This window comes from Roseateles sp. FW305-36, assembly GCF_058787015.1.
This window is the reverse complement of the sequence record NZ_JBYSZK010000002.1, coordinates 39392-58917: the sequence shown is the minus strand read 5'-3', so window position 1 is coordinate 58917 and position 19526 is coordinate 39392. Positions and strand designations below refer to the sequence as shown.

At 68.4% G+C, this 19526-nt stretch carries 16 protein-coding genes; 13 read left to right on the top strand and 3 right to left on the bottom strand.

Annotated features, from left to right (window positions below):
* Positions 1-18: 18 nt before the first annotated feature.
* The 7 genes from AC3WOE_RS04520 (at position 19) to AC3WOE_RS04490 (ending at position 6945) form a co-directional block, all read left to right on the top strand.
* Positions 19-762, top strand: a complete 744-nt coding sequence (locus tag AC3WOE_RS04520; protein WP_492688573.1) for a substrate-binding periplasmic protein — start codon at positions 19-21, stop codon at positions 760-762.
* 102 nt (positions 763-864) lie between these two features.
* On the top strand, positions 865-1815 hold the full coding sequence (locus AC3WOE_RS04515) for an ABC transporter substrate-binding protein (protein WP_492688571.1): 951 nt from the start codon (positions 865-867) through the stop codon (positions 1813-1815).
* Between the two features lies 1 nt (position 1816).
* Complete coding sequence (locus tag AC3WOE_RS04510) at positions 1817-3334, top strand: sugar ABC transporter ATP-binding protein (protein WP_492688569.1); 1518 nt, start codon at positions 1817-1819, stop codon at positions 3332-3334.
* Positions 3331-4338 carry an ABC transporter permease gene (locus AC3WOE_RS04505; RefSeq protein WP_492688567.1) on the top strand — a complete coding sequence of 336 codons (1008 nt, stop codon included), beginning with the start codon at positions 3331-3333 and terminating at the stop codon, positions 4336-4338. Before AC3WOE_RS04510 ends, AC3WOE_RS04505 begins: the two co-directional genes overlap by 4 nt.
* A complete protein-coding gene (yjfF, locus tag AC3WOE_RS04500; RefSeq protein WP_492688565.1) occupies positions 4335-5303 on the top strand; it encodes a galactofuranose ABC transporter, permease protein YjfF in 969 nt (322 codons plus the stop codon). Before AC3WOE_RS04505 ends, yjfF begins: the two co-directional genes overlap by 4 nt.
* Positions 5303-6259 carry a glycoside hydrolase family 43 protein gene (locus AC3WOE_RS04495; RefSeq protein WP_492688563.1) on the top strand — a complete coding sequence of 319 codons (957 nt, stop codon included), beginning with the start codon at positions 5303-5305 and terminating at the stop codon, positions 6257-6259. The genes yjfF and AC3WOE_RS04495 overlap by 1 nt, the downstream gene beginning before the upstream one ends.
* Before the next feature lie 5 nt (positions 6260-6264).
* Positions 6265-6945 (top strand): DUF6250 domain-containing protein, encoded by a 681-nt coding sequence (locus tag AC3WOE_RS04490; protein WP_492688562.1) that lies wholly within the window; start codon positions 6265-6267, stop codon positions 6943-6945.
* On the opposite strand, the gene AC3WOE_RS04485 is transcribed toward AC3WOE_RS04490, so the two are convergent.
* Positions 6930-10307: a hybrid sensor histidine kinase/response regulator gene (locus AC3WOE_RS04485; protein ID WP_492688560.1), complete on the bottom strand. Its 3378-nt coding sequence runs from the start codon at positions 10305-10307 to the stop codon at positions 6930-6932. The genes AC3WOE_RS04490 and AC3WOE_RS04485 overlap by 16 nt on opposite strands.
* Positions 10308-10369: 62 nt before the next feature.
* A complete protein-coding gene (locus AC3WOE_RS04480) occupies positions 10370-12970 on the bottom strand; it encodes a TonB-dependent receptor (protein WP_492688558.1) in 2601 nt (866 codons plus the stop codon).
* 199 nt (positions 12971-13169) lie between these two features.
* On the opposite strand from AC3WOE_RS04480, the gene AC3WOE_RS04475 reads away from it, so the two are divergent.
* On the top strand, positions 13170-13469 hold the full coding sequence (locus tag AC3WOE_RS04475; protein WP_492688556.1) for a hypothetical protein: 300 nt from the start codon (positions 13170-13172) through the stop codon (positions 13467-13469).
* Between the two features lie 6 nt (positions 13470-13475).
* Here AC3WOE_RS04475 and dnaA read toward each other — a convergent pair whose 3' ends face one another.
* Positions 13476-14915: a chromosomal replication initiator protein DnaA gene (gene dnaA / locus AC3WOE_RS04470; RefSeq protein ID WP_492688554.1), complete on the bottom strand. Its 1440-nt coding sequence runs from the start codon at positions 14913-14915 to the stop codon at positions 13476-13478.
* A 334-nt stretch (positions 14916-15249) separates the two neighbouring features.
* Between dnaA and rpmH the strand changes: the two genes are divergently transcribed.
* From rpmH to mnmE, 5 genes are all read left to right on the top strand, one after another.
* A complete protein-coding gene (rpmH, locus tag AC3WOE_RS04465; RefSeq protein ID WP_054021782.1) occupies positions 15250-15384 on the top strand; it encodes a 50S ribosomal protein L34 in 135 nt (44 codons plus the stop codon).
* Between the two features lie 56 nt (positions 15385-15440).
* Positions 15441-15923 carry a ribonuclease P protein component gene (locus tag AC3WOE_RS04460; RefSeq protein WP_492688552.1) on the top strand — a complete coding sequence of 161 codons (483 nt, stop codon included), beginning with the start codon at positions 15441-15443 and terminating at the stop codon, positions 15921-15923.
* Complete coding sequence (yidD, locus tag AC3WOE_RS04455) at positions 15920-16231, top strand: membrane protein insertion efficiency factor YidD (RefSeq protein ID WP_492688551.1); 312 nt, start codon at positions 15920-15922, stop codon at positions 16229-16231. The genes AC3WOE_RS04460 and yidD overlap by 4 nt, the downstream gene beginning before the upstream one ends.
* Positions 16224-17942 carry a membrane protein insertase YidC gene (gene yidC, locus AC3WOE_RS04450; RefSeq protein WP_492688549.1) on the top strand — a complete coding sequence of 573 codons (1719 nt, stop codon included), beginning with the start codon at positions 16224-16226 and terminating at the stop codon, positions 17940-17942. Before yidD ends, yidC begins: the two co-directional genes overlap by 8 nt.
* A 196-nt stretch (positions 17943-18138) precedes the next feature.
* The gene (gene mnmE, locus AC3WOE_RS04445; RefSeq protein ID WP_492688547.1) at positions 18139-19503 is read left to right on the top strand and encodes a tRNA uridine-5-carboxymethylaminomethyl(34) synthesis GTPase MnmE; all 1365 of its coding nucleotides are present in this window, start codon (positions 18139-18141) and stop codon (positions 19501-19503) included.
* The last annotated feature ends 23 nt before the right edge of the window (positions 19504-19526 follow it).

The window sequence follows — 19526 nt, the reverse complement described above, 5'->3', positions numbered from 1 at the left end:
CGGCCTTCCACTGTCCGCATGACGCTGACCCGACGCACCTGCCTCGCCCTCGCCGCCACCCCTCTCGCCACCCGCGCCGCCACTCCAGAAATCGTCATCGCCCTCGACGCGCAGAACCCGCCCTTCATGTACGCCGACCGTGACGGCCAGCCGCACGGCGTCTATGCGCTGCTGCTGCGCACGCTGTTCACGCGGCTGGATGTGCCGATGCGCCTGGTCTGCCTGCCCTGGCCGCGTGCGCTGGCGGGGCTGGACCGGGCCGAGCACGGCGTCGGCGGCATCTACTCGACGGCCGAGCGCCAGGCCAGGCACGACTTCAGCCAGCCCCTGCATGTCGAGACCATCAAGGTCTACACCCGCCGCGGCGGCCTGCGCCTGTTCGACCGCATCGACGACCTGCGCGGCCTGCGCGTGGGCGTGCTGCGCGGCTGGAGCTATGGCGACGCCTTCGACGCCGCAGCCCGCACCGGCCTCTTCCAGGCCGAGCCGGTGTCATCCGACGCGCAGAACTTCGGCAAGCTGGAGCGTGGCTTCCTGGACGTGGCGGTGGCCATCGAGCAGTCGGGCGACACCCTGCTGGCCATGGGCGACTACCCGTCGGTGCGAGCTTTACCCAACCCGCTGACCGAGAACCCGACCTATCTGGCCTTCAACAAGAGCGCCCAGCACAAGGCCCTGATCGCTCGTTTCGATGAGCAATTGGAGAAGCTGCGCCGCAGCGGCGAGCATGCACGTATCGTGTCCCTGGGGCTGAGGGACTAGGCATACCGGTTTCGGTATGTCTTGGCCGAGAAATGTCATTGGTCGCGCATCACCGGCCTTCCTACCATCGGCCTGACAAGACCGATCCCAATGGAGACAGACATGAAGATCCTGCGCCGCAGCCTGCTGGCCGCCGCTTTGCTGACCCCCGCCTTCGCGGCCTTTGCCGCCCCCCTCGTGATGGGCTTCTCCCAGGTGGGTGCCGAGAGCGAATGGCGCACCGCCAACACCGCCTCGGTCAAGGCCGCGGCCAAGGACGCCGGCATCACGCTGAAGTTCGCCGACGCGCAGCAGAAGCAGGAGAACCAGGTCAAGGCCATCCGCAGCTATATCGCCCAGAAGGTCGACGTCATCGCCTTCTCGCCGGTCGTGGAAAGTGGCTGGGACACAGTGCTGAAGGAGGCCAAGGCCGCTGGCATCCCCGTGATCCTGACCGACCGCGCCGTCAAGGTCGCCGACCCGTCGCTCTACGTGACCTTCATCGGTTCGGACTTCGTCGAGGAAGGCCGCAAGGCCGGCAAGTGGGTGATGGAGCGCGCCGCCAAGGCACCGGGTGGCGCGCTGAACATCGTCGAGCTGCAGGGCACCGTGGGCTCGGCCCCGGCCATCGACCGCAAGAAGGGCTTCGAAGAGGTCATCAAGGCCAACCCCAAGCTGCAGATCATCCGCTCCCAGTCCGGCGAGTTCACGCGCGCCAAGGGCAAGGAGGTCATGGAAGCCTTCCTGAAGGCGCGTGACAAGAAGATCGACGTGCTGTTCGCCCACAACGACGACATGGCCATCGGCGCCATCCAGGCCATCGAAGAAGCCGGCCTGAAGCCGGGCCAGGACATCGCCATCGTCTCCATCGACGGCGTGCGCGGCGCCTTCGAGGCCATGAAGGCCGGCAAGCTCAACGTGACCGTCGAATGCAACCCGCTGCTCGGTCCGCAGCTGATGCAGCTGGCCAAGGACATCGTCGCAAAGAAGCCGGTGGACAAGCGCATAACGGTGACCGAGAGCGTCTACACGGCCGACGTCGCGGCCAAAGAGCTGCCGAATCGAAAGTACTGAAGTGGCCAGCAGTACCCCGGTGCTGGCGCTGTCCGGCATCCACAAGGGCTTCCCCGGCGTCAAGGCGCTGAGCGACGTCAGCCTGCGCCTCTTCCCCGGTGAAGTCCATGCGCTGATGGGCCAGAACGGCGCCGGCAAGTCCACGCTGATCAAGGTGCTGACGGGCCTCTACCAGCCCGACGCCGGCAGCATCACGCTGGACGGCAAGACGATCGCGCCCAAGCGCACCGAGGACGCCCAGGACCTCGGCATCCGCACCGTCTACCAGGAGGTCAACCTCTGCCCCAACCTCAGCGTGGCGGAGAACATCTGCGCGGGTCGTTTCCCCAGGCGCTGGGGCCGCATCGACTGGGCCGCCGTGCGCGCCGAGGCCAAGCGCGTGCTGTCGCAGATGGACCTGGACATCGACGTGACGGCGCCGCTGTCGCGCTATTCGCTGTCGGTGCAGCAGATGGTGGCCATCGCCCGCGCCCTGCGCATCTCGGCGCGAGTCCTCATCCTCGATGAGCCCACGTCCAGCCTGGACGACGCGGCCGTGCAGCGCCTGTTCACTGTTCTGCGCCGCCTGCGCGACCAGGGCCTGGCCGTCCTCTTCGTCACCCATTTCCTGGACCAGACCTATGCGCTGGCCGATCGCATCACCGTGATGCGCAACGGTGAGACCGAGGGCGAATACCTGGCTGCCGACCTGAGCCGCCTGGCTCTGGTCAACAAGATGGTGGGCGCGCCGCCCGATCAGCAGCCCAGCCGACTGGACAGCCGCGCCTCGCAATCCGGTGCCCCTGTCCTGAAGGCCGAGGGCCTGGGCCGGCGCGGCGCCCTGCACCCGCTGGACCTGGAGCTCAAGCGCGGCGAGGTCGTCGGTCTCGCGGGCCTGCTCGGCTCCGGCCGCACCGAGGCCGCGCGCCTGCTCTTCGGCGCCGACGCGGCCGATGCCGGCCATGTCGACATGGCCGGCCGCACCCGCCGCTGGCATTCGCCGCGCGAGGCCATCGCTGCCGGCATCGCCTTCTGCTCCGAGGACCGCAAGCACGAGGGTGCCATCCTCGAACTCTCGGTCCGCGACAACATCCTGCTGGCCCTGCAGGCTAGAGCTGGCCTGCGCCTGGTCATGAGCCGCGAGCAGCAGCAGGCCCTGGCCGACGACTACATCAAGCGCCTGGGCATCAAGACGGCCAGCGCCAACACGCCCATCGGCCAGCTCTCCGGCGGCAACCAGCAAAAGGCCTTGCTGGCGCGCTGGCTGGCCACCGAGCCGGTCGTCCTCATCCTCGACGAGCCCACCCGCGGCATCGACGTACGCGCCAAGGAAGACCTGATGGACGCCGTGCGCGCGCTGGCCCACAAGGACGACGGCACGGGCATGTCCATCCTTTTCATTTCCTCCGAGCTGCCCGAGGTGCTGCACTGCAGCGACCGCCTGCTCGTGCTGCGCGACCGCCGCGCCGCCGGCGAATACCGCCGCGGCGAGCTGGACGAGCGCAGCGTGCTCGAAGTGATTGCCGCCGAGCCCGCATGAAAGATAGCGTCCTGACCATGCCCACGCCTCGTGCGCCCGCCGCGCCCCTCTGGCGCCACCCGCTCGCGCGGCCCCTCGCCGCGCTGGCGCTGCTGCTCGCCGTCGCAGCCGTCTTCGTGCCCGGCTTCCTGCACCTCGAGATCAAGGACGGCCATCTCTACGGCAGCCTCGTCGACATCCTGCACCGCGCTGCGCCGCTGATGCTGGCGGCACTGGGCATGACCCTGGTCATCGCTACGCGCGGCATCGACGTGTCGGTCGGCGCCGTCGTCGCCATCGCCGGCACCGTGGCCTGCGTGCTCGTCAGCTCCCACGGCCTGGTCATCGCCTTTGCGGCGGCCCTCGGCGCCGCGCTGCTCTGCGGCCTGTGGAATGGCCTGCTGGTGTCGGCCCTGGGCCTGCAGCCCATCATCGCCACGCTGATCCTGATGGTCGCCGGCCGCGGCCTCGCCCAGCTGCTGACTGACGGCCAGATCATCACCGTCTACGAGCCGGCCAGCTTCTTCTGGCTCGGTGCCGGTCATCTGCTCGGCCTGCCGGTGTCCCTCTTCGTCGTCGCCCTCGTCGCCGGACTCACGGCCCTGCTGATGAGCCGCACGGCCCTGGGCCTCTTCATCCAGTCCGTCGGCATCAACCCGGTCGCGGCGCGGCTGGCCGGGGTGCGCACGGCGGCCATCGTCTTCTTCGTCTACGTCTACTGCAGCCTCGGCGCCGGCCTGGCCGGGCTGATGATCTCGTCCAACATCAAGAGCGCAGACGCCAACAACGCCGGCCTGCTGCTGGAGCTGGACGCCATCCTGGCCGTGACCCTCGGCGGCGGCCAATTGAGCGGCGGCAAGTTCAGCCTGGCCGGCAGCCTGATCGGCGCGCTGATCATCCAGACGCTGACGTCCACCATCTACGCCCTGGGCGTGCCGCCGCAGGTGACCATGGTCGTCAAGGCCGTCGTCGTCTTCGCGGTCTGCATTTCGCAGTCGTCGTTCTGGTCGCGGAGGTCGGCATGAAGCGTCTCCTCGGCGCGCCCTCGTTCACGGCCTGGGTCAGCGTCGCGCTGATGGTGCTGCTGTTCGTCGCCGGCGCCAGCAGTTACACCGGCTTCGGCTCCACGCAGGTCGTGCTCAACCTGCTTGTCGACAACGCCTTCTTGCTCGTCATCGCCGTCGGCATGAGCTTCGTCATCCTGTCCGGTGGCATCGACCTGTCGGTGGGCTCGGTGCTGGCGCTGACGACCATGGTGGCCGCGTGGCTGCTGCAGGTCGCGCAGTGGCCAGCCGAACTGGTCATCGCCGTCGTGCTGCTGGGCGGCGCGGTGTTCGGCGCGCTGCAGGGCGTGGTCATCCACGTCTTCAGGTTGCAGCCCTTCATCGTGACCCTTGCCGGCATGTTCCTGGCGCGCGGCCTTTGCTTCCTGATCAGCGTGGACAGCATCACCATCGATGCGCCCCTCTTCGTCACGCTGTCGCAGACGCAGATCCCACTGTTCGCCGGCGCCTTCCTGTCGCCCGGCGCGCTGATCGCTCTCGCCGTGCTCGGTGCCGGCCTGTGGATCGCCCACTGCACCGCCTTCGGCCGCACCGTCTATGCGATCGGCGGCGGCGAGTCCTCGGCGTTGATGATGGGCCTGGCCGTCGGCCGCACCAAGATCGCCGTCTACGGCCTGAGCGGATTCTGCGCGTCCCTGGCCGGCCTGCTGTTCGCCTTCTACATGCTCAGCGGCTACGGTCAGCATGCCCAGGGCGTGGAGCTGGACGCCATCGCCGCCGTCGTCATCGGTGGCACCGTGCTGACGGGCGGTTATGGCTATGTAGCCGGCGCGCTGTCGGGCGTCCTCGTCCTCGGCCTCATCCAGACCCTGATCGCCTTTGACGGCACCCTGAGTTCCTGGTGGACCAAGATCGTCATCGGCGCCCTGCTCTTCGTCTTCTGCGCTGTGCAGCGGCTGCTGTCCCTCAAGAAGGCTGTCGCCTGATGGTTAACAAGATCCTCTCGACCGCCCTGCTGGCCATCGCTGGCGTCGCTCAGGCCGCCAACCCGCTCTTCCCCCAGCTCTACACGGCCGACCCCGCCGTCCTCGTTGACAGTGGCCGCGTCTACCTCTACACCGGCCGCGACGAAGCGCCGGTGGGCGGCAAGGATTTCGTCATGAACGAGTGGCGCGTCTTCTCCAGCTGCGACATGGTGCATTGGCGCGACGACGGTGCACCCGTCAACGTGAAGACCTTCGCCTGGGCCAAGGCCCGCGCCTGGGCATCGGACATCACCAAGCGCAACGGCAAATACTGGTTCTATTCGACGGTGGAGCACGCCACGGTGCCCGGCTTCTCCGTCGGCGTGGCCGTGTCCGATTCGCCGACGGGACCGTTCAAGGATGCGCGCGGCTCGGCCCTCGTCACCAACGACATGACGACGCAGACCGACATCGCCTGGGACGACATCGACCCGGCGGTGTTCGTCGACGACGACGGCCAGGCCTGGCTGTACTGGGGCAACACGGTGCTGAAGTACGCCAAGCTCAAGGCCAACATGACCGAGCTGGACGGGCCCATCCAGGTGCAGCCGGTGAAGGATTTCGTTGAGGCGCCCTATCTGCACAAGCACGGCGGCACCTACTACCTGAGCTACTCGGAGTTCTTCCCCGAGCAGACCGCCTACATGACCGGACCGTCGCCCACGGGCCCCTGGACGCCGCGCGGCGTCATCATGGCCAAGAACCTGAAGACGCCGACCATCCACCAGGCCATCTTCGACTTCAACGGCAAGAGCTACATCGTCTATCACAACGCCGAGCTGCCCGGCGGCGGCGAATACCGCCGCTCGGTGGCGATCGAGGAGCTGCACTACCGGCCCGACGGCACCATCGAAGCGCCCATCGCGCAGACGACCGCCGGCCCGGCTGCCAACCCGTCGCCAGGCTGCAAGCCCTGATCGTCATGCTGCGCCGCGCGCTGCTGCTCTGGCTGGTACTCAGCGGCGCAGCGATGGCCGACCCGGCTTCGCTGGGCGAGCGCGGCCGGCTGATCTTCAGCGACGACTTCACGGACGCCAGGAACTGGGTCGCCGAGATCGAAGCCAAGCCCGGCTCGACGGTCAGCGTGCGTGACGGCCGTCTGGTGCTGGACACGGCCGGCGGCGTCACCGTCTGGTTGAACCGGCGCTTGAGCGGCAACCTCCTCATCGAATACCGCCGCCGCATCGTCGTGCAGGGCGGCGCCAACGACAGGCTCAGCGATCTCAACCAGTTCTGGATGGCGACCGGTCCGGATGGCGCGTCGCCGCTGGGCCGCAACGGCGTGTTCGACTCCTACGACAGCTTGAGCCTCTACTACTTCGGCATCGGCGGCAACAGCAACACCAGCACGCGGTTGCGCAAATACGCTGGCGGTCAACGAGCGCTGCTGCAGGAGAGGCTGGACGCCGAGCATTTGCTCCAACCCAACCACGACTACCTGGTCCAGACCCTGGTCAAGGATGGCGGATCTTCTGTCTACGTCGACGGCCAGCTCTTCTTCGAGCACCGCGACGCCAGTCCGCTGCGCGAAGGCTGGTTCGGCCTGCGCAGCACCTGGTCACGCCAGGAAGTGAGCGCGCTGCGCATCTACGCGCTGGACTGATCTCGCGTCAGGCGCGGCGCTGCCGCGAAACTCGACTGACCCTCCATCCAGCCGGGCAGCGCCGCGAGCAGCGGCGTCAGCTGTCGCGCCACGGCCTCGACTAGCGGCTCGATCGCCGCCAAGTCGACGTCGCCGCTGCATGCTGTCTCCAGGGCGGCCGCCGCCTGCTGCAGGGCGGGCATTCCCAGCGTGCCGGCGACGCTCTTCAGGTCATGGGCGCGGCGCAGCGCGGCATCAGCGTCGCCGCGTGCGCAGGCGTCACGCACACTCGCCGCGAAGTTCACCTCGCGCTCACGGAACATGCTCAGCAACCGCCGATACAGCGCCTCGTTGCCATCGACCGCCTCCAGGCCGGCGTTGACATCCAGGCCCTGCGGCAGCGACGTGTCCGGGCTGGAGCGCTGCGCCGCTGCCGGACGCACCCAGCGCGCCAGCGTGGCGAACAGGTCTTCCACCCTGAAGGGCTTGGCCACGTGGTCGTTCATGCCCGCCGCCAGCACCTTGTCGCGATCGCCGGCCATCGCGTTGGCGGTCATCGCAATGATGGGCAGCTCCTTGAGTTCGGGGCGCAGCCGCAGCGCGCGAGTCGCCTCATAGCCGTCCATCACCGGCATCTGGCAGTCCATCAACACCGCGTCGAAACACTCCCCATCCACTGCGGCGAGTGCTTCGCGCCCGTTGACGGCGATGCTGACGGCAATGCCCGCCCTCTCAAGCAGCCCGCAGGCCAGCTCCTGGTTGATGGGGTTGTCCTCGACGAGCAGGATGCGGGCGCCAGCCAGGCGAGCCTGGTGCGCCTGCAGCTTCTCCTGTTGCTGTTCGCTGCGGCTCGGCAAGGCCACCTTGAGGCCGAGGGCGGTGACGCAGGCGTCAAGCAGCGCCGAGGGTGTGACGGGTTTGGGCAGCAGGGCCGCCACCTGCAGCCCGCGCGCCTGCAGCTGGTGTTCGGCCTGGTCCCGGCTGAAGGCGGTGACCATGAGCACCGTCGGTGCCTTGTGGCGGACCCCCAGACAGGACAGACGCGCCAGGCATTCGACGCCGTCCATGCCGGGCATGCGCCAATCCAGCAGCACCAGCCGGTATGGCCGGTCCGTCGCGTCGGCGCAGGCCACCGCGACCAGGGCGGCCTCGCCGTCGGCCGCGACCTCGGGCTGCAGGCCCAGCGATGCCACCAGGGAACGCAGCAGCTCGCGCGCCGCGGGATGGTCGTCGACGATGAGCAGCCGCGCGCCGCGCAGCTCGGGCGTCTGCGGTAGCGTCTGCACGCCCGGTTGCAGGCCGAAGGGCAGGCTGAATTGGAAGCGGCTGCCGCGCTGCAGCTCGCTGCTGACACCGATCTCGCCACCCATGCGTTCGACGAGATGACGGCAGATGGCCAGCCCCAGGCCGGTGCCGCCGAAGCGCCGGCTGGTCGACGCGTCGGCCTGCATGAAGGGCTGGAACAGGCGCTCGCAGGCGTCGGCGCTCAGGCCGATGCCCGTGTCGCGCACCTCGAAGCGCAGCGTCACGCGGTCCGCGCTGCGCTCGTCGAGCGACACGGCGACCGTCACCTCGCCGCGCTCGGTGAACTTGATGCCGTTGTTGACGAGGTTGAGCAGGATCTGGCCGAGCCGCGAGGGATCGCCCACCAGCGCGGTGGGCAGCTCGGGCGGCAGCACAAACAGCAGCTCGAGGCCCTTCTCCTCGGCGGGCATGCCCACCATATTGGCCAGCCGGTCGAACACGTCACCGAGCTGGAAGGGAATGGACTCGATCTCCAGCTTGCCGGCCTCGATCTTCGAGAAGTCGAGGATGTCGTTGATGATGCCCAGCAGCGACTCCGCCGAACGGTGCACCTTCTCGACGTAGTTGCGCTGCTTGGTATCCAGCCCGCTCTGCAGCGCCAGATAGGACATGCCGAGGATGGCATTCATCGGTGTGCGGATCTCGTGGCTCATGTTCGCCAGGAATTCGCTCTTGGCCTGGGTGGCGGACTCGGCGGCATGCTGGGCGCGTTCCAGCTGGTCGGTGCGCTCGAGCACGCGCTGCTCCAGCGTATCGGCCAGGCGGCGCACCTCGGCGCGCGAGCGGCGCAGCCGCAGCAGGAAGAACACGGCGCCGCTCAGCGCCAGCAGGCTTCCGGCCAACACCGTCCACAGCCAGCGCTGCTGCAGCCCGCGCGCATGCAGCTCGGCCGCCTGCTGCTGGCCCCGGCGCTGCAGCTCGATCAACTCCCGCCGCCGCGCCTCATCGCGGCGGTGCTGTGCCGCCTGCAGCAGGCGGTCGGCGCTGCGCTCGGTGGTGGCCTGGACTTGCAGGTCGGCCGATTCGACGGCCAGCCGGTAGGCGCGCTTCTCGTCCCCGGAGGCCGCCGCCAACTCCGCCAACCGGCGCTTCGCGAAGGCCTGGTGCAGCGGCTGCCCGAGCGCCTGCGCGCGCCGGTAGGCGTCCTCAGCCTCGGTCAAGGCTGCGGCCGGGTGGCCCAGCCGTTGCTCGATCTGGCTGCGTTGCAGGGCAGAGAAGAACTGGCCGGCGGGCAGCTGGGTGATCTTGAGGATCTCGCGCCCCCACACGTTGGCGGCCAGCGCGTCCTGCAGCCGGCCTTCCTTCAGCGCGTACTCCGCACGCGTGTTCACGGCGATGCCCAGCCCGGTCGGCGACCCGATGACCTTGAAGATGTCGATGGCTTCGTCGAGATAGGGGTAGGCCTCGGCGTGCTTGCCCTGCTGGTAGGTGGCTTCGAACAGCGCCACCAATGCGTAGGCGTTCTGCAGCTTCGAGCCCGCGGCCTTGGCCTGCCGCAGCATCTCCTCGAGCTGCGATATCGCTTCGGCCAGGCGCCCGCTCTGCATGTACGAGATCGCCAAACCATGCCGGGCATACGCCAGCACCAGCGGGTCTGCGGCGTGCTGTGCCGCGTCCAGCGACTGCAGCGCCATCGTCACCGCCTCTTCGAGCCGGCCGACGCGGCGGTACACCAGCGCGCCGCGGAACAAGGCCTCGGCCAGCAGGTCCGGACGGTCGACGCCTTCTAGCGCCGCCATCGTCTGCGAGGTCACTTCCACCAGGCGGCCGACGTCGTTCCTGTTCACCGCCGCCAACCCGATGTTCATGTTGGACTCGGCCTGGGCCGCCTGGTCACCGGCGGCGCTCGCCTCGCGCAGCGCCTGCTCCGCATGGGCCATGGCCTCGGTCGTGCGGGCCAGGTGGACCTCGATGCGCGCCAGCAGGTTGAGCGCGCGAATGTGGTCGGCGGCCGGCGCATCGGCCGGCAGCTCGTCCTGCAGGCGCTGGGCCTGTGCGTAGGCCGCGTTGGCGTCGTTGTCGGCCAGCTTGCGCACGGCAGCGGCCCGCTGCCGCCAGTCGTCGATGGGGGCGGCCACTGCGGCGCCCAGCAGGAGCAGACCCGCCGCAAGCGCCGCCCGGCATCTAGAACCGGTTGCGGTCATATCTTCAAGCTCAGGCTGGTCCCGACCTGGCGGTCGTTGACCCATGCATTCTGCGGGCGCGTCTCGACGCCGAAGTCGGTGCGGCGCAAGGTGCCCAGCAGGTTGCCACCGTCCAGCGACCAGGTCAGTCTCTCGGAGAAGCGCCAGCGCAGCGACGCGTCCAGCCAGCCATAGGCCTTCGTGGTGGTCTGCTGGGCGCCGAGGCCGACCACGTCGACCGCGCCGCTCGGGAAGCCGCTGCGCCAGTTCCATGCCAGCCGGGCAGACCAACTGCCGTGCTCGTAGAGGCCGACGAGGTTGGCGCTGCGGCGCGACAGGTTCTGCATCGGCACATTGGCGCGCAGCGTGCGGTCGTAGGTGCTGCTGTCGACGAAGGTGGCATTGGCCTGCAGGCCCAGGCCGCGCCACGCACTCGGCAGTGAGTCGAAGAAGCGCTGGTAGGACAGCTCCGCGCCGCGGATGTGGCCGGCATCGGCGTTGTAGGGGCGGCGCACCTGGTAGACCTGGCCGTCGTGCGTCTCGGCCTGGCTGAGCGTGGCGACGAAGCCGTCCACGCGCTTCCAGAACAGCGTCAGCGCGGCGACGTGGCCAGCGCCGAAGTGGCCTTCCGCGGCCAGGTCGGCATTGGTGGCGCGCAGCGGCCGCAGCGTCGGGTTGCCAGCCGTGCCCTGGTTGAGCTGAGGGTTGATGCTGTTGGGCGTCAGCGTGATGGACGGCGAGAGCAGGTTGAAGTCCGGCCGTGTGAGGGTGCGCGCGGCCGCGGCGCGCAACTGCCAGGGCCCACCGACGCGCCAGCGCAGGCTGGCATTGGGCAGCCAGTCTGTCGTCGTCGTGTCTATGTCCAGCGGCGCGATGCTGCCGCCGGAAGGCACGCTCTGGTTGCCGGACAGTGTGGAGCGCGTGTGCACCAGGCGCAGGCCGGCCTGGCCATCGAGCGCCAATGCCGGCAGCTTCCAGCCCGCTTCGGCATAGGCCGCGTCCGTGGTCTCGCGTATGCGCCACACGCCCAGTGCGCCGCCTGCGGTCGGCAGCGGTGTTGTGATGCCAAAGGCCAGGCGCGACGCGACCGGGTCGCGCGCGTCGGCCAGGGTATCCGTGAGATAGCCGTCGATGCTGGGCGCTCGTGCATCGAGGAAGGGTGCGTAGGCATAGACGGCCGTGCGGCCCGGCTGGGTCGTGGCCGGCACGCCGGGCACCGGGACGTCGCCAAAGATCAGGTTCGGCGCGTTGTCGGCGTCGCGGCGCGAATGCCGCCAGCCGACGGCCACGCGCTCCAGCACGCCGCTTTCCCATTGCCACTCGGCGTCGGCCCGGCCGGCGAGCAGGCTGCCGCGGAGGGGCCTGACCCGGTAGGCCAGGGATACATAGCGCAGGTTTGCCGGGTCGGCGAGGTCCGTGCCCGTGATCGCCGTGGTCGGCACCGCGCCGCCGAGGTCCTGGGTGAAACGCGCCGCCGTGCCGGCTAGCGTGGGGCCGGAGAAGAACAGGCGGTTGAAGCTGCGCGTGTGGCTGAGGTCGGCGCTCAGCCGCAGCTCGCCCGCCGACCAGGCGCCGCCGGCGGCGAACTGGCGCGTGCGGTCGATGGTGTCGCGTGCAAAGCCCAGGATGGAGACTGGCGCTTGGGTCCAGGTGATGCGCTGCACGTCGTGGCTGCCGGCAAAGAGGGCGACGCTGGCGGGATCAAAACCGCTGCCCGCTGCGAAGTTGGGGCCGACATTGATCTGCTGCGTGTCCTGCCGGGTGCTCAGCTCGGCGAAATGGGCTTCGGCGTAGAGATCCAGGGCTGCCTGCGGCCGCCAGCCCAGCATCACCGTGGCCGCGCTGCGGCGACGGCGGCCGAAGCTGGTGCTTTCGCTGCTGCCGCCGGGGACGACGGTGTCCTCGCCCGGCACCAGGTCGAGGCGGCAGCCCGCGGACGCCCGCGCGCTGCAGAGCAATGGCGTGCTGCTGCCCTTCAGGTCTTCGCGAAACGCGCGGTCCTGCAGAACCAGGTTCAGCAGCATGGCCGCCTCGCCCGCGGCGATGCTGCCGCCGCCACCATAGAGCAGCGAGAACTGGCCGGCGCCCCGGTCGACGAGGTCGCCGTGCAGGTAGCGAGCCGACAGCGCCAGCGTGGGCGTGCGGAAGTCGAACGGATGGCGGGTGCGCAGGTCCACCGTGCCGCCGAGGCCGCCCTCGACGCGCGAGGCCGCCGCGGTCTTGTAGACGTCGATGCCCGCCAGCATGTCGCTGGGCAGGTCGGCGTAATCCAGAGCGCGGCCGAACCCGGCGGTGAACAACTCCCGGCCATTCAGTGTGGTCTCGATCTGCACCAGGCCGCGCACCGAAACGACCGAGGCCTCACCGCGGTCGCGGGTCATCTGCACGCCGGTGATGCGCTGCACCGCGTCCGCCACGCTGAGGTCGGGGAGGCGGTTGATGTCATCGGCCAGGATGACATCGACGATGTCATCGCTGCGGCGTTTGCGGTCCGCCGAGGATTCGACGCTGGCGCGAACACCCGTGACGAGCACGGGTTCCAGCCTCTGCGCCGACACGGTTGCAGGCAGCAGCAAAGCGCCGCTGGCAGCCGAAATGACCCAGCCGAGCTGCTTCATGAGACCTCCGCCATTCGATGGGCTCGCGCGAATTGCGAGGCTCGGCCCGAGCAATAGTCCTGGCGGGACGAGCTCGAGGATGACCGAAGGAACGCTTGAGTCGCCTTTTATCCCGAATTCACGCAACTTGACAGTGCCTGGCCGGCCGTTTCGCAGGCATGCCCGCAGGGAGATCGTTTGCAGGCGTGACACTTGCGCCGTGCGACACCTCAGCTTCGATATCACCGACGGCTCCGACGGCATCCTCACGCTGGAAGCCATGGCCTCGACGCGCGCCGCCGAACACGCAGCCGTGATGGCCGAGGTGGAGGAGGTGCTGGCCTGGGCGCAGGCCGGGTTCGGTGGCCGGCAGGGGCCGGTGGAGGATGGCCATGCCTGGGATCAGGAGCTGCTGGTGCAGCATGAGACCGGCGGCTGGGTGACGGTGACGCTGAGCTTCAGCGCCTCGCAGGAGTTCGCCGAGGCCTTCCTGGCGGTGTACGGCGAAGTCGAGGGCTGACGGCCCTCAGCCTTTGAGCGTCTGCTCCAGCACGTGGAGCTGCTGGTTCAGCTCGGTGTTCTTCTGGCGCTCGCCGCCTATCTTGCGCACCGCGTGCAGCACGGTCGTGTGGTCGCGGCCGCCGAAGAGTTCGCCGATCTCGGGCAGGCTCTTCTGGGTCAGCTCCTTGGCCAGGTACATAGCGATCTGGCGCGGCCGGGCGATGCTGGCCGGGCGCTTCTTGGAGTACATGTCGGCGACCTTGATCTTGTAGAAGTCGGCCACCGTCTTCTGGATGTTCTCCACGCCGATCTGGCGGTTCTGGATGGACAGCAGGTCCTTCAGCGCCTCACGGGCCAGCGTGATGCTGATTTCCTTGTGCGAGAACTTGGCGTAGGCCAGCACCTTGCGCAGGGCGCCTTCCAGCTCGCGCACATTGGCGCGCACGTTCTTGGCGACGAAGAATGCCACGTCCTCGGGCATGGGCTGGCCCTCGGCCTCCGCCTTCTTGATCAGGATGGCGACGCGCATCTCCAGCTCGGGCGGCTCGATGGCCACCGTCAGGCCGGCGTCGAAGCGGCTGGTCAGGCGCTCGTCGATGTCCACCAGCCCCTTGGGGTAGGTGTCCGACGTCATGATGATGTGGGCCTTCTTGGCCAGAAGGGCCTCGAAGGCGTTGAAGAACTCTTCCTGGGTGCGGTCCTTGCCAGCGAAGAACTGCACATCGTCGATGAGCAGCAGGTCCAGCGAGTGGTACTTGGCCTTCAGCTCGTCGAAGGTCTTGCGCTGGTAGTTTTTGACGACGTCGGAGATGAACTGCTCGGCGTGAAGGTAGAGCACGCGGGCGTCCGGGCGGTCCTTCAGCAGCGCGTTGCCGACAGCATGGATGAGGTGGGTCTTGCCCAGACCGACGCCGCCGTAGATGAACAGCGGGTTGTAGGTGATGCCGGGCGCGCCGGCGACATGCAGGGCGGCCGTGCGGGCCATCTGGTTGGCGCGGCCGGGCACCAGCGTGTCGAAGGTCAGCTGGGGGTTGATGCGGTGCTTGCTGGCGGCCGGGGCCTGCGAGGGCAGCATCACGGTGGTAGCGGGCGCCGGGGCGACGGGCCGCAGGGCGGCGCTGGCTTCCATCGCCTGGGCGGCCGGTTGCTGGGGAGCTGGGCCGGCCGGCACGGCGATGGCGGCGGCCGACGGCTCGCGGGCGACCAGGGCCAGCTCCAGCCGCGTCGGGCGGCCGGCCAGTTCGGTCAGGATGGCTTCGATGCGGGCGGCGTACTGGCGGCGAATCCAGTCGCGCTTGAAATGGTTGGGGACTTTCAGCGTGGCGACCAGGGCCGCGTCTTCACCGGCTACCGTGGCTGGCGGCAAGGGCCGGATCCAGGTGTTGAACTGCTGCTCGGGCAGCTCGGTGGCCAGGCGCTCACAGCCGCGCCGCCACAGGTCCGATGCCCAATCCGCCGAATTCATGCCCGCTGTCACCTGCACCCCGTCCGCCCCGTTCTGTTCTTCTAGGCTCATTGTGGAAAACTTGTTCTCGAGCGGCCGGATTGTACGGATCCAGGGCCGGCCGAAACGTGGGTTATCCACAGAATTTCGGAAGGGGTCAATCCCTGGCAAACCCGGCTTGAGAGGGGCGACTTATTGACCGCGCCGGCCGCTTCTGCTGTAATCACGGGTTTTCGCGCATTGCGACCTGTTCGCCATGCGCTTTTTTAGCCGGGGTCCCTAGGGGAAACCGGCAAGCCTAGCCGGGTGCCAACCGCTGCGCCCAGCCTGAACAAACCCTCAAAAGAGGTCTCCCATGAAGCGTACTTACCAAGCCTCCAAGACCCGCCGCGCCCGTACCCACGGCTTCCTCGTGCGCATGAAGACGCGTGGCGGCCGTGCCGTCATCGCCGCTCGCCGCGCCAAGGGCCGCAAGCGCCTGGCCGTCTAAGCCGCGCCGTTGATCGAGGACGGCGCCTTTTCGCGTCGTCAGCCCCCGGGCACCCGATGATCATCGGCAAGCTGCAACGCCCGGTCGACTTCGAGCGTGTGCTCGGCCGCCAGAGCCGGGCTCGCAGCGCGCATTTCGCGTTGCACCACCTTTCGGCCAATCCGGCGCCCAGCGCCTGGCACGCCGCCAGGTTACGCACAGCCCCAGCCGAGTTATCAACAGGCGAATCACAGCCTGTTCACAACCCTGTGGAACATGACCCGCCCGCTGCGCCGCAAGGCTGCTGGGTGGGCATCGTCGTTCCCAAGCGGCATGCCAAGCGTTCGGTGACGCGCCAGCTCTTGAAGCGCCAGATCCGCGCCGCATTTGCGGAGGCGATCGGCATGCCGCCGGGTTTGTGGGTCGTCCGCTTGCGCTCACCGTTTGATCGCCAGAAGTTCCCCAGTGCCGCGTCCGACGCCCTGCGCCAGGCGGCCCGGGCCGAGTTGGCTCAGTTGCTGGACAAAGCCATGGCACCCAAGCGGGACGGCAAGGCATGAAGCCCAGCTGGCCTGCCCGCCTGCTGATGGCTGTCGTGCGCGGCTATCGCCTGATGCTCAGCCCCTGGCTGGGCAATGCCTGCCGCTTCGAGCCGACCTGCTCGCGCTATTCGCTGGCGGCCCTGGAAAAGCATGGGGCCCTGGCCGGCAGCTATCTGACCGTGCACCGCCTTCTGCGCTGCCATCCGTTCTGCGATGGCGGCCACGATCCGGTACCTGACAATGCGCCGCGGCTTTTTTCCCGCCTGATCTCCCCGCCCGTCGCGCGTTGCGCGGCGTCCTCCTCGTCCGAGACTCTCCATGACTGATATTCGCCGCACCGTGCTGTGGGTGGTGTTCACCATGTCCCTCGTCCTGCTTTGGGACGGCTGGCAAAAGCACAACGGGCATCCCTCGATGTTCAGCCCGACGCCCAAGACCGTGTCGTCGGCACCGGGCGCGCCCGCCTCGAGCGGCGTGCCCGCGGCGACCGGCGCGGCGGCTCAGGCACCGGCCACGACGACCGCTGCCCCGGTGGCGGCCGCCCCGTCCGAGAAGATCACCATCCGCACCGACGTGCTGACGGTCACCGTGGACACGCTCGGCGGCGACATCGTCCGTGCCGAGCTGCCCAAATACCTGACGTCCTACGACCCGACGGTGACCGACCAGCTGCTGCAGATGGTGCACCTGCAGAAGAAGCCCGAGTTCACGCCTCAGCCGGTGGTGCTGTTCAACGAAGGCCAGCACTACCGCGCCCAGACCGGCCTGGTCAGCGCCAATGGCCCGCTGCCCGCCCACACCACGCCGATGACGGCCGTGGCCGGTGACCGCGAGCTCAAGGCCGGTCAGGACGAGGTCAAGCTGCGCCTGGAGTCGGCCGAGGTCGGTGGCGTCAAGCTCATCAAGACCTTCACCTTCAAGCGTGGCGTCTACACGGTCGGCGTCACGCATGAAGTCGTCAACCACGGCGCCGCCCCGGTCACACCCCAGGTCTATCTGCAACTGGTGCGCGACGGCAGTACCGTCACCGGCGGCGCGGCCTTTACGCCCAGCTTCACCGGTCCGGCGGTCTACAACGACAAGACCAAGTTCAAGACCCTGAAGTTCGAGGACATCGACAAGGGCAAGGTCGACATCGAGAAGCAGGCCAACGACGGCTGGGTCTCGATGGTGCAGCACTATTTCGCCAGCGCCTGGCTCGTCAACGAAGCGGGCAACCGCGAGTTCTTCGTGCGCAAGCTGCCCGGCCAGGCCGGCGTGCGCGGCGATGCCTACGCGACCGGCATGGTCTTCACGCTGCCCACGCTGGCCCCCGACACCAGCGTGACCCAGCAGGCCACCCTCTTCGCCGGCCCCCAGGAAGAGAACAACCTCTCCAAGCTGGCGCCGGGCCTTGAGCGGGTCAAGGACTACGGCATGCTGACCATCCTGGCCGAGCCGCTGTTCTGGCTGCTGGACAAGCTGCATGGCTTCATCGGCAACTGGGGCTGGACCATCGTCACCCTGGTGCTGCTGCTGAAGATCGCCCTCTACAGCCTGAACGCCAGCGCCTACAAGTCCATGGCCCGCATGAAGGCCGTCGCTCCGCGCATCAACGAGATGAAGGAGCGCCTGAAGGACAAGCCGCAGGAAATGCAGCAGGAGATGATGAAGATCTACCGCGAGGAGAAGATCAACCCCATCGGCGGCTGCCTGCCCATCTTCCTGCAGATGCCCATCTTCATGGCCCTGTACTGGGTGCTGCTGTCCACCGTCGAGATGCGCCAGGCGCCCTGGATGCTGTGGATCACCGACCTGTCGGTGCGCGACCCCTTCTTCATCCTGCCCCTGCTGATGATGGCCTCCAGCCTGTTCCAGGTCTGGCTCAACCCGCCGGCGGCCGATCCCATGCAGCAGAAGATGATGTGGATCATGCCCGTGGCCTTCGGCGTCATGTTCTTCGTCTTCCCGTCCGGCCTGGTGCTGTACTGGCTGACGAACAACATCCTGTCCATCGCCCAGCAGTGGCTCATCAACAAAAGGTTGGGCGTGAACTGATTCACACCCCCTGAATGAGCCCCCGCACGCGGGGGCTTTTTTCTTGGCGCCGCCCGCAGTTCAATAGCTCCGCGGGGCAGAGAACACCGGCCCGGACGGGTCTCACGAGAGCACTCGAACCGAGCCTCCCCCGCGCCAATTCCGGAAACAGCCGCTCATCGAGCGGCTGTTTTCCATTGGGCCGGACAATCGCTGCATGCTTTCCCGCCACGCCGACCCCATCGCCGCCATCGCCACCGCCCCGGGGCGGGGCGCCGTCGGCATCGTGCGCGTGTCGTCGCCGCAAGACCTGTCACCGCTGATCGAGACCGTCTGCGGCCGGGCACTGAAGGCGCGCGAGGCGACCTATCTGCCCTTCCGTGATGCGAGCGGGTCGGCCATCGACCAGGGCCTGGCCCTGCACTTTCCCGCGCCGCACTCCTACACCGGCGAGCATGTGCTGGAGCTGCAGGCCCATGGCGGCGCCGTCGTCATGCAGCTGCTGCTGGCGCGCGTCATCGAAGCCGGTGCCAATGTCCGCCTTGCCGAACCCGGCGAGTTCACCCAGCGCGCCTTCCTGAACGGCAAGCTCGACCTGGCGCAAGCCGAGGCTGTGGCCGACCTCATCGACGCCAGCACCGAGGCTGCCGCGCGCAGCGCCAGCCGGGCGCTGGGGGGTGCGCTGTCACACGAGGTGGGGGTGCTGCGCGACCAGCTCATCCAACTGCGCATGCTGGTCGAGGCGACGCTGGACTTCCCCGAGGAAGAGATCGACTTCCTCGAGAAGGCCGATGCCTTCGGTCGCCTGGATCGCCTGACCGCGCAACTGCAGGCCGTGCAGGCCCGCACCCGCCAGGGCGCGCTGCTGCGCGACGGCCTCAAGGTAGTGCTGGCCGGTCAGCCCAATGTCGGCAAGAGTTCGCTGTTGAACGCGCTGGCCGGCGCCGAGCTGGCCATCGTCACGCCCATCCCCGGCACGACGCGCGACAAGGTCAGCCAGACCATCCAGATCGAAGGCGTACCCCTGCACATCACCGACACGGCCGGCCTGCGCGACGCGACGGCCGACGAGGTCGAGCGCATCGGCGTGTCGCGCAGCTGGGATGCCATCGCCGATGCCGACGTCGTGCTCTTCCTGCACGACCTGGGCCGCGTCGGCCAGGCCGACTACGAGGCCGAGGACGAGCGCATCCGCGCGCGGCTCGCGGGCGTCGACGCCAGCCGCATCGTGCAGGTCTTCAACAAGGCAGACCTCGCTGCCGCGCCTGCAGGAGAGATCGCGCTGAGCCTGAAGACCGGCGAAGGCCTGGAAGCCTTGCGTCAACGTCTGCTGAAGACTGCGGGCTGGCAGGCCGTGCCCGAGGGCCTCTTCATCGCCCGTGAGCGCCATGTGCAGGCCCTGGCCCGCACGGCCGAGCACCTGGAGCAGGCCCGCGTCATCGCCGGACAGCGCGATGCGGCCCTGGACCTGTTGGCCGAAGAGCTGCGCCTGGCCCATGACGCCCTGGGAGAAATTACCGGTGCCTTCTCCGCTGATGAGCTGCTGGGCGTCATCTTCAGCAGTTTTTGCATCGGCAAGTAGTCCGCCGCGCATCCTTATGCGTT